Origin of the sequence: Spiroplasma sp. AdecLV25b, from assembly GCF_030913225.1 — a bacterium.
Taxonomy (GTDB): Bacteria; Bacillota_I; Bacilli_A; order Mycoplasmatales; family VBWQ01; genus Spiroplasma_E.
This window is the reverse complement of sequence record NZ_JAQYTS010000038.1, coordinates 14,964-28,803: the sequence shown is the minus strand read 5'-3', so window position 1 is coordinate 28,803 and position 13,840 is coordinate 14,964. Positions and strand designations below refer to the sequence as shown.

The following is a 13,840-nucleotide window of genomic DNA, read 5'->3' as shown; positions in this document are numbered from 1 at the left end:
TCTTCATTAAAACTCCCATCAGTATAAGCAACTACTTCATAATGATGATTATAACTTGGTTGATTGTGGGAACTTGGAGATGGTTTGGTATCATCTATGTACCCTTGAGCATCAGTTGCATTATCAAATCGTTTGTATTGTGCTCCAGAGAAGCCACTTACTTGTTCTAAACATTCTTCTCATGTTTTATAGATTCCAATTCTACGACCTTTTTTTACTGCATAAAATTTATTTGCCATTTTAGTTACTCCTTTTCTACTTCTTCTTGATTAATACTATTTAAATTAGCGTTTTTTGTGATTAATCCTAATTTAAATTTAAATTGCTTCTTTAATTCTTCCATTTCTTTTTCCAAATTAGCTATTCTATTTTCTTGTTGCTTATACCTTTGTATATTTATGTCTAAGCCAAGATTTTCTTTAATTTCCATTTCTTGAACTTTGGTAAAGAATGTACTGTTTTTATTTAAAACTATGGGTTGATTTGCAAAATCTTTTCAAATATTAGTAATTTCATTAAATTTAATTGTCCTGCAATAAATTGGTCTTATATGTTGAATTTGATTATCAATTTTTATTTTAAAGTAATCATGATGACTTGATTCAGTTGTCATTAATTGTACTTTTACATGACTGGGATAAGATTTAATAACAATTGCTGGACGGTATTTTTGTGTATTAGAATCTGTACCAATATCGCCTTGAATACAAACTCTAATTCCTGTTCCTTTTTGTAATTTTCTTCATTGTTTTTTGTCATTATTTTCTCCTAATAGTTGACTTTTAATTTACATAATATATACTTATATATGTAAGAGAGAATAAGCTCTCGAGTTCCCAACCCTAGCTGTTGGGGTTTTTATTTTTAAATTTTAACAAAATAGAAGGTCTACCTTTTTTATGATCTAAATTATTGGAACGATGTAAAGTATAAACGTGCATACTTTTATAAATAATTTTTGACATTTTAAATCCTTTCAAGTTTACATGTGCAATTACTTATAAATATCTTAATATTTTATCAATATAAAATATTAGTTATGTTATAATAATTATGTACAGTTTCATTATTCATGTTCTCCTGTACTTGATATGGCAAAGCAGTTATGTGTGATGTCTTGCTGGGTAACCAAACCTAGTGCAAAACAGATAATTAGAACCGCAAGGTTCTTTTTTTTATTTTATAATTTCATTCAAAAACCCACATGTAATCTATTAAATCTTATCATATCATTATCCTATTTTATGAAAAAACAAAATGTTTTTAATTTACATTTCCATTTTTTGTAGTATGATATTCTTACAACTAAATAAACCTAAAACTTTAGATGTTCGGGAAAAGGGTGAGAATCCCTTGCTGTCCCAGCAACTGTAATGCTGATGAACGTTATATAACCATTGAAGATAAATCTCTTTGAGAAGGGTAACTAGTAAAATGAAGCTAAGCCAGTAGACCGGTCTAAATTTTTAAATAGTAGTTATTCCTGGGGATGAATCAACGATTGTTATAGTAACGATATTTTCATACTTTAATAGTAAAAAAATGTATCTTTATTTTTAATAATTAATGATAAATTTGTGCAAACACCGACAGGAAACTTAGGTGTTTTTTAGTTCTTTTTTCTCTTATATAGGGGTTATTAAATATCAAACTGTATTAATTTATTTATAAATGAAAGGAAAAATATATGACAAAAGGCAATAAATATTATCAAAAATCATTATCACCTTTAGCATATGCTATGAATAATTTTCAAGGAAAAATGCGTTCTATAAATTGAAATGTTATTAATGATGATAAAGATTTAGAAGTATGAACTAGAATTACACAAAACTTTTGATTACCAGAAAAAATTCCCGTATCAAATGATTTAACATCTTGAAGAACATTAAGTCCAGAATGGCAACAACTCATCACACGAACTTTTACTGGTTTAACATTATTAGATACTATTCAAGCAACAGTTGGTGATACAGCCCAAATTCCTAACTCATTAACTGACCATGAACAAGTTATTTATGCTAATTTTGCTTTTATGGTTGGTGTTCATGCACGATCATATGGAACAATATTTTCAACGCTATGTTCAAGTGAACAAATTGAAGAAGCACATGAATGAGTTATTAATACAAAAAGTTTACAAGCTCGTGCTCGTGTTTTAATTCCTTACTATGTTGGTGATGATGCTTTAAAATCAAAAGTAGCTGCATCACTTATGCCTGGTTTTTTACTATATGGTGGATTTTACTTACCCTTTTATTTATCAGCACGTGGAAAATTATCAAATACCTCAGATATTATTAGATTAATTTTAAGAGATAAAGTTATCCATAATTATTATAGTGGTTACAAATATCAAAGAAAAATTGAAAAATTACCATTTGAAAAACAAGTAGCAATGAAAAAATTCGTATTTGATTTGTTATTTGAATTAATAGAATTAGAAAAAACTTATTTACTAGAACTTTATGAAGGATTTGGTTTAGCTGATGATGCTATTAAATTCAGTCTATATAATGCTGGTAAATTTTTACAAAACTTAGGTTATGATTCACCATTTACAGAAGAAGAAACAAGAATTAAACCAGAAATATTTACCCAATTATCAGCCAGGGCAGATGAAAATCATGATTTTTTTTCGGGAAATGGTTCATCTTATGTGATGGGGGTAACAGAAGAAACAACCGATGAAGATTGAGAATTTTAATTAAAAAGGAGAACAAAAAATGCATGATGATGTTATAAAAGTTTCAAATGAAAACATAGTAAAACCAATTGGTGAAATTCATCTAGTTTATTTTTCATCACTTTCAAACAATACTCACAGATTTATTCAAAAATTAGAAATACTAAATTCACGAATTCCTTGTGATTTAGAGGAAGAAATTGAAGTTAATAAAGACTATGTTTTAATAACACCAACATATAGTGGTGGCGGCGATATAAAAGATGGTGCTGTTCCCAAACAAGTAATTAAATTTTTAAATAATAAACAAAATCGTAATTTTTGTCGTGGTGTCATTGCTTCTGGTAATACTAATTTTGGTGAAACATTTGCGATTGCTGGACCAATCATTTCTAAAAAGTTAAATGTTCCTTTGCTTTATCAATTTGAATTATTAGGAACCCAACATAACGTTAATAACATTAAAGATATTTTAATTAATTTTTGAGGAAAAAATACTAATAATAAAGAAAAAAAAGAAATAACAAATACCCTAGATTCTGAAGCATACATTACTCTTAATGCTCAAGCAAAACTTTTTACTAAAGGCCAAGACAATTTTCAACTTGATATTGTTGCTGCAAAATCATATATGGAACATCATGTTATTCCTAACTCAAAAAAATTTAAAAATACTAAAGAAAGAATTGAATACTTAGTTACAAATCAATACTACGACGAACAACTAATTAATAAATATACGATGGAAGAAATTGAACAATTAACTAAGTATGCTTATGAATTTAAACATGAATTTCCTAGTTTTATGGGTGCTTTGAAATTTTATAATGCTTATGGTTTAAAAAGCTTTGATGGTAAACAATATTTAGAACATTACGAAGAACGTGTTGTTATGAATGCATTATTTTTTGGTGATGGAAATATTAAAAAAGCTCAAGCAATTCAAAAGCAAATGATGTTAGGTAGATTTCAACCTGCCACACCAACATTTTTAAATGCTGGCAAAAAACAACGTGGTGAATATGTATCTTGTTATTTATTGCGAGTTGAAGACAATATGGAATCAATCGGTCGTGCTATTACAAGTTCTTTGCAACTCTCAAAACGTGGTGGCGGTGTTGCTTTATGTTTAACAAATTTAAGAGAATTTGGAGCCCCCATTAAAAATATTGAAAATCAAGCAACAGGAGTTATTCCAGTTATGAAAATTTTAGAAGATTCATTTTCCTATGCCAATCAATTAGGACAAAGACAAGGTGCAGGTGCTGTTTATCTAAATGTTCATCACCCAGATATTATGCTATTTTTAGATACCAAACGTGAAAATGCAGATGAAAAAATTAGAATTAAATCACTATCACTAGGAATTGTCATTACTGATATTACTTTTGAATTAGCTAAAAATAATGAAAAAATGGCGCTTTTTAGTCCCTATGATATTCAAAAAGTTTATGGCAAACCAATGACTGATATCGCTATTACTAAAGAATATTACAATATGTTAAACAATCCGCAAATTAAAAAAACTTTTATTAGTGCTCGAAAATTATTTCAAACAATTGCTGAATTGCATTTTGAAAGTGGTTATCCTTATTTATTATTTGATGATACAGTAAATAATCGTAATGCCCATCCCGGAAGAATTGTGATGAGCAATTTATGCAGCGAAATTGTCCAAGTAAGTTCTGCTAGTGAATTTAATGCTGATTTAAGTTTTAAAAAAATTGGTGATGATATTTGTTGTAATTTGGGAAGTGTCAATATTGCTAAAATGATGGAAAGTGGTGAAGAATTTTCACAAACAATATATGATGCCATCTATTCATTAGACCATGTTTCACGAAATAGTGATTTTGCTAGTGTTCCTTCTATTCAACAGGGTAATAGTAAAAATCATGCTGTTGGATTAGGTGCTATGAATTTACATGGTTTCTTAGCAACAAATCATATTTTTTATAATTCCAAAGCAGCAGTTGATTTTACAAATATTTTTTTCTATGCAATGGCATTTCATGCTTTTAAAGCATCAAATAAACTAGCAATTGATGTTGGTGCTTTTCATGGATTTAAAAATTCAAAATTTGCTGATGGTTCATATTTTGATAAATATACTAAATGCGAGAAGGAAAAATGAACACCAGAAACAAAAATAATTAAAGAACTATTCACCAAGTATAATATTAAAATCCCTTCACAAGCAGATTGACAATCGCTAGTTGCAGATATTAAAAAAATAGGAATTGCTAATTCACATTTGATGGCTATTGCTCCAACTGGTTCAATTAGTTACTTATCTTCTTGTTCTGCTAGTTTACAACCTGTTGTTGCACCAGTTGAAGTCAGAAAAGAAGGTAAATTAGGGAGAGTTTATGTACCTGCTTATAAAATTAATTTTGAAAATAAAAAATATTATATGTTAGGAGCGTATGAAGTGGGACCAGATGCCATCATTGATATCGTAGCAACAGCACAACAACATATTGATCAAGCAATATCATTAACCTTATTTGTGGATGGTTCAGTTACAACTCGTGATTTGAATAAAGCCTATATTAAAGCTTTTAAACAAGGGTGTTCATCTATTTACTATGTTCGTGTCCGACAAGAAGTTTTACAAAACAGTGAAAATTATGAATGCGATGCTTGTATTATATAAGAAAGGAAAGCAAAAAAAATGAAAAAATTTTACAAAATTATAGCAATATTTTTAACAACTAGCTTACCAGTTTTAAATGTTTTAGCTTGTGACAATGATACCAAAAACATAAAACCAATGATTGCTGAATCTTGGGTAGAAAAATGATTCAAGAACAATCAACAACATCCACAATTGGGTATGACCATTATTTCTTAACTAATAAAACTAATGATGATGATAGTTTTAATCAACATGATTGAATTGATTTAGATAGTAAATCAGAAATGTATATTTACTTGCCTGATGTTAATAATATTAAAGATGCTATTTCACTACTAACACTTACAGATAGTGCCAAAACTATAAATTTACCTAATCCTATTAGTTGAAAACAAGTTAATAATACTACTTACACCAATAATAATTTCATTACTGAAGATACTTCTGTTGGTACTAGTAGTTTAATGGATAGTGAAAAATTTAATCAAATTTTAGCTAGTAATAAAAGTAAAACTTTAACTAATAAAGAAATGAATAATTTCAAAAAATATGGTAGTATGCCTGCAACAACGAGTCAAACTGATCAAAATTGATGAAATGCTAATGGCTGAGAAAAGTTATTAAATGATACACCTATTTTTTTTGATAAGAAAAATAATAAAAATTACTCACAATTAGATATTTATCAACAGTGAATCTCACAAAAAATTATTGGTATGAATGTCCCATTAAGTTTAGTTGATGAAAATAGTTTCACGTTACAAACTACGAACTTAAATCATGTTTTTTTACTTAACAGCTACGCCCAAAGAAATTTGAATTAACAATAATGGAACACTATTATCATTGCCTTGCCCACACTGAGGTATTACTTTGCAAATTATGAATCAAAAACAAGAACTAGTATTTGAAACACCACAATTTATTCACTTAAGTAATAGCTGACATTATCAAAATATTATTAACTATTTAAATAATAAGTTTTACAATTCTTTCAATAGTGAAGAATCTACTACTTTTAAAAACAATTTTATTGCCTAAAACAAACACAGAAGGAGAAATTAACTATGAAAAGAACTTTTAATTTACTAACAATTTTATTAACTACAAGTACAACTATGATAATTACGACCAACAATACTCAAACTTCATATCATCATAATCTTATTCAAAATGAAACTGCACATAAAAACAATATTGATTATCGTAATGTAAATTGAGATTTCAGTAGTAACATACCTGACAATAATGAAGAAGTTAAAATTAATGCCAATGTTGATTGATCACAATGAGATAGTTCTATTCCCAGTGAACCAACAAATATTTTAAGTATTGATGTTAAAATTGATAAAACTAAATTACAAACAAATAACACACTTGGACATTTAATGGATTATTTAAATAATTATGCTGACAAAACATTAAATGCTTATCAACCGTTTTGAATGTCATTTAATACGCAATATGGTCGTAGTTTATTAGGAGTTTGAGATATTACTAAACATTGAGAAGTAAGTGGTTGACAAAACAACTATTGAAAAATTGAAAATTATGAAGTTGGAATAGATAACATTACGTTAGAAAAACAACAAACTATTAACTTAAATTTTTTAAGAATTAATTAAAAAACAATTTAATATATGCTAAAGTTATTTTACTAATTGAACTTATAAATGAATGATTGGTAAAATAACTACTAATTAAATTATTAGTAAGGAACATACACAATATGCTAGCAACATTAAAATTATTATTTTATTATCAATTTAAATCATGAATTAGTGTTATTACATGTTTAGGATTACCATTAATACTAATGATAATTGTTATAAGCTTTGCTAATACCATTCAACAACCTAATAGTAGTAATGGCCCATTCTTAGCTTTGCCTGGAATTATAATTGCTATTGGTCCTATTATTGGTATTCTTAATTTAACATTAGTACTAACTGATTTTAAACAGTCTTTATTTTTCAAACGTTTAAAAGCAATGCCATTAAAAATGATTGATTTTTTATATGGTGTCATTATTTATCAATTACTAATTATTTTTACTGTAACAATTATGACAATGACAGTTGCTATTAGTATTTACTATCAACAAATTAACTTTGCATGAATCAATTGACCAATCCTGTCTACTGTTTTAATTTTTAATGGCATTCTATCATGTTGTACTGGATTTTTAATTAATCAATATATTAATGATTTTAAAATTAATTTAATAGTGGCCATTACGTATTTTTTACTTACATTATTTTTAGGTGGTTGTTTTTTACCATTATACGTGATTAAAAATAGTATAATTCTTAAAATAATGTCACTACTAATCCCTACTACTTATCTTACTTGTTTAGTTATCTATAGTTGATATTTCTTTACTCCCCATTATCATGGCCATGAATTAGTAAGTTTTAAAGACTATAATTTATTTAATAACTATCAAATTCCAATGATAATAGTGGTAGTTATGACAATTTTATTATTAATAATAATTATTTTAAAAGAAAAAATTAAATTTTTAAGATTTAAAATAATTAACAATAAATTGGACATACAATAATTATGAAAAAAATAATAGTTTATTTTAAAAAATATCAAAGAATAATAAAGTGAATTTTTTTAAATATTTTTGTCATTAGTTTCGGAATTTCTATTATCATTAACATCACTTATTTGCCTAAATATTGAGCTTTAAGCAAAAGAAGCGATAATGCTTTAAATATTGAAATTATCGCTTTTGATCGAACACATAATAATGAAAAGTTATTTGACATGCACTATGAATCAACTATGGTAACGTTAGGTGACTTAATGGCAAATTATCCTGATAATTATGAATTAAAAGATAAAGGTGCTTTAGCACGCGAAGTTTATAGTATCACTTTTTATGATGAAAAATTACAAGAAAATAGAACATTAGTTGGTGGCACTGAATTAGGAAATGAGTATCGTTGAAAAATTGATGACAATAATAACGTACAAACATCAGGGATTGATAGTGTCTATCTTCACAATTATGATGTTTATAAATTATATTATTGAAAGGAATAACTAATAATGGCATTACTAGTTAATTTAGGAAATATCAATAAATGATATGGAAATAACAAAGTATTAACAAATATTAATTTAATCATTAATAATGGTGATAAAATTGCTATTTTAGGTGCTAATGGTCAAGGTAAAACGACTTTAATTGAACTCATTAGTCAAATTCAAACTCCCACTAAAGGAACCATTAACTATAATTTTAATAGTAAAAATATCAAAGCAGAAATTGGTATTCAATTACAAGAAAACAATTGACCTGCCAATTTAACAATTAAACATATCCTTAATTTTTATAAGAGTGTGTATCCTAATATTACACAGATAAAAATTAATGAATTATTAACTACATTACAATTAAATAACATTTATCATAAAAAATTGCAATTATTTTCACCTGGGCAAAAACAACGTTTTAATTTATTGTTAGCTTTAGTCCATAGCCCTCAATTATTAATTTTAGATGAGCTTACATCGGGGTTAGACTTGCCTTTACAAAAAATAATTATTAACCATATTAGCAACCTTAGTCCAGAACAAACTTTATTGCTTGTTAGTCATAATCTAACAGAAATTGAAATGCTATGTAATAGAATTATTGTTTTAAAAGATAGTAGTATTGTTTATGATAATACATTAAAAACAACATTAATTAAATATGAAAATTTAAATGAATTTATTAGTAAGGTTTTATAAAACATACCAAGACTTTGTGTTTAACTATTTAACTTCAAATAATTTTAAATATTAGCTAGTTCTTGTTCCTTGAATATCATATAAATCTACTAAAGTTCAAACAGTTATATCATTGCCAGTTGTTACTTTATATTTTTTTTCGTTATATGAAAATTTTATTTTGCTAATAGTACCTTTCCCAATATTAGACGTATCATCTGTCTTTTTTATGTATGGTTCTAATTTACTTTTAAATTTTTCATATAAGTTAGTGAAAATTACTAATATATGATTATCTCATACAATCCTATAGTTAGCACCTATACCATCATTTGGCTTATAAACTGATATATATTCTATTGGTGGATTAGGTGCTATTGTAAGTTTAGTTAGTGATAAAGATGGTAACGTTTATGCTACTACTGAAACTTCAAGTCAATCAGGTAAAGTTTATGTCAGTGATGGTATTTCCTCATTTGGTATTGTTCCTGGGTTACCTGCAGATAGTTTTGCTAAATATACTCTTCCAAGAGCCTTAAGTATTGATAGTAGTGGTACTAATATTTATGTAGTTGTTAAATATACTAATTTTGGTCTTGGTTTTGCTGAAGTTTATAAAAGTTTAGGAACAACTGGTTTTAGAATAGTTGGTGGTGATTATTTCGGTGATGGAGAAGGCCTAAGTGTAGCAGTTGATAACAATGGAACTATTTTTGCTGGCACAAGAACTGACTCAGGTAAAGGTGAACTTTATAAATTTATAACAGGCGACACTAAATTTAAAAAAGTATCAGGGATTACTGCTGAAGTTCGTAGTTTAGTAAGTGATAAAAATAGTGTTATTTTTGTTGGTGTAAGAACTGGTGATGGTTCTGGTACAGTTTATGTTGGAAGTAATAATAACAACAGTTTTAATTTAATATCAGGTACTATTGGTTCAGTTTATAATTTAGCAGCTGATGAACTAGGTAACGTTTATGCTGGCACAAGAACTGGAGCTGGTATTGGAGCGCTTTATAAAAGTAGTGGTGGTTCTAATTTTTCTGTTATTTCAGGTACTACTGGTATAGTTTATGGTCTTGGTTTTGATAAAGTAGATGGAGCATTTTATGCAGGTACAACTCTTCCAGGAGGAACTACAGGAAAACTTTACCGCGGTTTATAAATAAAAAGTTATAGTTAGGAGAGATGGAAAATGAAAAAGTTATTAAAATTATTTTCTATTATTGCTTTAGGTGCAAAACCATTTATGAGTGTTTTTTCTTGTGGTAGTAAAGATAACACTGAAGTAAGAATGAATGAACAAGTAGCAAAAAATTTAGATTTATTAGATGGAGATGGGCATGGTTTACAAAGTGCTACCTTGACTTCTAGTGGTGAAAAAATAGAATGAAGTATTCCTGCAAGTGTTCCAGCAACATCTATTAAAGCTAATCAATTATTAGAAACACCAGGTACTAATTCTGAAGCTAAAGATGATGCTTCATATGATTTCATTACCAAAACATTAAATGTCCAACCATTAACTGGAACAAAAAATTTTGATAAGGATGTATTAGCAGATATTGAAGGGCAAATTACTAATATTAATCCAACTTTAAAACTAGTCGCTGGTAATGGATATCATGTTTTAGGAGGTAATTTTTCTTTTCAATTTATGAAAAAATCTGATAGTACTGTTTTAGGTCCTAAATATTCAATTGCCTTAAAACGTGATAATACTACTGATGTTGTTACAACCGTATTACAACGTATTATACCTCTTTTAGTAGCTACAGATACTGATGTAGAAACTAATCCTAATATAAAATTTAAGAATGGTGAAACAATTCCTGCTGATGCTTGTTAAAGGAGCGGTTATTACAGTTAAAAGTGATGCTACTGCAACTGATAATGCTAAAGAATTTAATTCACTAAATAACTTGCTTGGTATTAATATTATTGTACAGTTGGAAAGTATAAATAATAAGGATAGTTTAGGAACTTGAAAAGTTGGAGATGAATTAACAATAAGTTGCAAAACTGCTGATTTTGAATTTAATACTGGTGATGTAAAAAACACTTGAAATCTTGCATAATGATTTTATAATTTTGTTAAGAATTTAATATAAACAAAAAACCATGAATGTTTTTCTTTTAGAACTCATGGTTTTTACTTAACTATTTTAAATTAGAAATATACTTTTATAACCCACATTTAGATTGAATACCACAATTGTTGCAAGTGTAACATCCAGCACTAAACACTAGCACGCCTTCTTTACACATAGTACATAGGTCACCTAAACCTGTACCAATTTTACGATCTTGACGATCACTTCTAAATCCAGGTTTAATGGGACGAATTTCATCAACATTATCAATAAAAGTTTCACTAATTCCTAAATCACCTAAATTCACTTGTTCTTGCATATGATTATCATCATCAGATAAAGACAGCACTTGGCTATCTCTACTTCCATCAACATAAACCGTTCCCCCTTTAGCACCATCTTTGTATAATTTGTAGTAAATTTGTTCAACTTTTTTTACTGTGTATCCCTTTGGAGCATTAACAGTTTTTGAAATTGAAGAGTCTACTCAACGTTGAATTATACATTGAACATCAGCGTGAGCTTCAGGTGTTAATTGCATAGCAGGAACAAAGATATCTGGTAATGGTTTTTCTTTAAACTCAGGATGATATTGTAGTCATTCACTAACAATTTTAGCTTTTACTTCCATAAATTTACCAAGACGTCCTGAACGGAAATATGAAAAAGCAAAGTAAGGTTCTAACCCTGTTGAAACTCCAACCATGGTTCCTGTTGACCCAGTTGGAGCAACAGTGATTAAATGAGAATTTCTAATGCCATATTTAAGAACATCTTGTCTAATGTCTTCTGGCATTGTTTTCATAAAACCAGTATTGATAAATGCTTCACGTGATTTTAAGAATGGGAAACTACCTTTTTCTTTAGCAATATTAATTGATGCACGATAAGCAGTTGTCGCAATGGTTTCAAAAACTTTATTAACAACTTTGTTTGCTTCTTTTGAACCATATTTTAAATTTCCTCAAATTAATAAGTCATGTAAACCCATTACTCCTAATCCAACCCTTCGTTCACCAAGTGCTTGCTTTTTGTTTGCCTCTAAGAAATAAGGAGTCGCATCAATAACATTATCTTGTAAACGAACACAAGTTTCTACACACTTTGTTAATTTATCATAAAGAATGGTATTAGTTTCTTTATCAACAAAATTAGCTAAGTTAATTGCTGATAAGTTACATACTGAATAAGGAGATAGTGGTTGTTCTCCACAAGGGTTAGTTGCAACTACACGCATACCATATGCTTGGGCATTAGTCATTTCATTAGCCCTATTAATGAAGAAAATACCTGGTTCAGCTGAATAGGTAGCACAGAAATTAATTAAATCTCATAAATCAGTAGCGTTAATAGTGTAGTAATTTTTAATTGGGTATCCCATTTTTTCTCAATCGTGGACATCACCAATTTTATTTCAATGTTCATCATAACCTTGTTTTTGGGTAGTTGTATAGTTATCTAAGTCAGGAAAACGTAGGTTTCACTTACCATTATTTGCTACAGCACTCATAAATTCATCAGAGATGGTTACAGAGATATTTGTACCAGTTAAAAATCACTACGAATTACTTGTCAAGTTCCACCAAGTGCTAATTTATGTTTAGCATTTTCAATAATTTCTTCTGTAAATAATTGTTCATTACTTAGAATAGATTCAAATGTGTGACGATCTTGTTCTGAAAGTGTTTCAAACTTTAATTTTTTACTTGCTTCATCACGGATAATGTTGCATTTAGAATTTTCTTTTAATCATAATAAGATTTTGGCATTTTGCATTTTTGAAATAATAAACTCAATAATATCAGGGTGTCAATCAGCAAGCATAATCATTTGCGCTCCACGTCGTGAACCACCTTGTTCAACTAAATGTGTTAATGTTGATAAATCATTAAGTCATGAAACTGCTCTTGAAGATTTACCACCAACCGTTTTCGCAACAGTACCTTTCGGTCTTAACGTTGAACCATTAGAACCAACACCACCACCGTGTGACATGATTTCCATTACTTCTTGGCGGTGAGTAGCAATCCCGCTTCGAGAGTCACGAAATGAAAGGCATTACGAAACAATTAAAGAAAGTAACATCAGAGTCGCTACCAGCGCCATATAGTACACGTCCTGCTGGAACAATGTTTAATGATTTCAGTTCTTCATAAAATAGGTTTAAATATGATTCTTGATTTTTAGGTGATTCTTTGACAGCTAGTACTTTACTAACACGATAAGCAATTTGTTCATAAAATAGTTCCAATGGCTTTTCTAACTCATATTTTTGTTTATGAATGATACCGGCTTTTCCTGATGCTTTAATTAATTCTGGGTCAATTATTGAACCAAGATATTCATCTTCAATTTTGATAGCATAGTTTTGATTATCTAATTCTTCAACAATAAAACCAATGCCTCTTGTTGGGAAAATTGCATCTTCACGAATGATTGTTATTACCAAATCGCCAGGTTTTAATGTAATTAAATTTTTATCTTTTTGAGCATAGCGGTCAAGCATGACCATTCTTGAAACTCCATCATGAGTAATATTATAGTTTTTTTCGATAGTTTTTAAATGTGTAAAATGTTTACTAATATCATTATTTAAGCTATTTTTTAAAGTTTGATTGTACATAATTTTCACCTATCCCTTTTTAAAGTATTTTTATTATAACAATTAGCAAACTTAAAATATGAAATTAGCATTGT

13 protein-coding genes, 1 pseudogene and 1 riboswitch are annotated in these 13,840 nt (G+C 28.2%); of the genes and pseudogenes, 11 read left to right on the top strand and 3 right to left on the bottom strand.

Annotation, left to right across the window (positions count from 1 at the left end; all coding sequences use genetic code 4):
• Both RDJ14_RS03935 and RDJ14_RS03930 read right to left on the bottom strand, forming a co-directional pair.
• A partial coding sequence (locus tag RDJ14_RS03935) for an RNase H1/viroplasmin domain-containing protein (RefSeq protein WP_308150078.1) occupies window positions 1-239 on the bottom strand: 239 nt, incomplete at its 3' end.
• 5 nt (window positions 240-244) lie between these two features.
• On the bottom strand, window positions 245-613 hold the full coding sequence (locus RDJ14_RS03930) for a hypothetical protein (protein WP_308150077.1): 369 nt from the start codon (window positions 611-613) through the stop codon (window positions 245-247).
• A 695-nt stretch (window positions 614-1,308) separates the two neighbouring features.
• A riboswitch (cobalamin riboswitch) is annotated at window positions 1,309-1,477 on the top strand.
• 210 nt (window positions 1,478-1,687) lie between these two features.
• On the opposite strand from RDJ14_RS03930, the gene nrdF reads away from it, so the two are divergent.
• From nrdF to RDJ14_RS03875, 11 genes are all read left to right on the top strand, one after another.
• Complete coding sequence (gene nrdF, locus RDJ14_RS03925; RefSeq protein WP_308150076.1) at window positions 1,688-2,707, top strand: class 1b ribonucleoside-diphosphate reductase subunit beta; 1,020 nt, start codon at window positions 1,688-1,690, stop codon at window positions 2,705-2,707.
• Between the two features lie 19 nt (window positions 2,708-2,726).
• Window positions 2,727-5,342, top strand: a complete 2,616-nt coding sequence (gene nrdE / locus RDJ14_RS03920; RefSeq protein ID WP_308150075.1) for a class 1b ribonucleoside-diphosphate reductase subunit alpha — start codon at window positions 2,727-2,729, stop codon at window positions 5,340-5,342.
• A gap of 18 nt (window positions 5,343-5,360) precedes the next feature.
• Window positions 5,361-5,540, top strand: coding sequence for a hypothetical protein (locus RDJ14_RS03915; protein WP_308150074.1), 180 nt, complete (start codon window positions 5,361-5,363; stop codon window positions 5,538-5,540).
• Window positions 5,486-6,148, top strand: a complete 663-nt coding sequence (locus RDJ14_RS03910) for a hypothetical protein (protein WP_308150073.1) — start codon at window positions 5,486-5,488, stop codon at window positions 6,146-6,148. Before RDJ14_RS03915 ends, RDJ14_RS03910 begins: the two co-directional genes overlap by 55 nt.
• Complete coding sequence (locus RDJ14_RS03905) at window positions 6,105-6,365, top strand: hypothetical protein (RefSeq protein WP_308150072.1); 261 nt, start codon at window positions 6,105-6,107, stop codon at window positions 6,363-6,365. Before RDJ14_RS03910 ends, RDJ14_RS03905 begins: the two co-directional genes overlap by 44 nt.
• A gap of 26 nt (window positions 6,366-6,391) precedes the next feature.
• Window positions 6,392-6,949, top strand: a complete 558-nt coding sequence (locus RDJ14_RS03900; protein ID WP_308150071.1) for a hypothetical protein — start codon at window positions 6,392-6,394, stop codon at window positions 6,947-6,949.
• A 104-nt stretch (window positions 6,950-7,053) separates the two neighbouring features.
• Entirely contained in the window at window positions 7,054-7,887 is an 834-nt protein-coding gene (locus RDJ14_RS03895) for a hypothetical protein (protein ID WP_308150070.1), read from the top strand.
• A 2-nt stretch (window positions 7,888-7,889) separates the two neighbouring features.
• Window positions 7,890-8,378 (top strand): hypothetical protein, encoded by a 489-nt coding sequence (locus RDJ14_RS03890; RefSeq protein WP_308150069.1) that lies wholly within the window; start codon window positions 7,890-7,892, stop codon window positions 8,376-8,378.
• A 6-nt stretch (window positions 8,379-8,384) separates the two neighbouring features.
• Entirely contained in the window at window positions 8,385-9,071 is a 687-nt protein-coding gene (locus RDJ14_RS03885; RefSeq protein ID WP_308150068.1) for an ABC transporter ATP-binding protein, read from the top strand.
• 1,174 nt (window positions 9,072-10,245) lie between these two features.
• Entirely contained in the window at window positions 10,246-10,899 is a 654-nt protein-coding gene (locus tag RDJ14_RS03880; protein WP_308150067.1) for a hypothetical protein, read from the top strand.
• Entirely contained in the window at window positions 10,889-11,128 is a 240-nt protein-coding gene (locus tag RDJ14_RS03875; protein WP_308150066.1) for a hypothetical protein, read from the top strand. The genes RDJ14_RS03880 and RDJ14_RS03875 overlap by 11 nt, the downstream gene beginning before the upstream one ends.
• 106 nt (window positions 11,129-11,234) lie before the next feature.
• Here RDJ14_RS03875 and RDJ14_RS05235 read toward each other — a convergent pair.
• A pseudogene (locus tag RDJ14_RS05235) lies at window positions 11,235-13,766 on the bottom strand (vitamin B12-dependent ribonucleotide reductase).
• Window positions 13,767-13,840 lie beyond the last annotated feature (74 nt).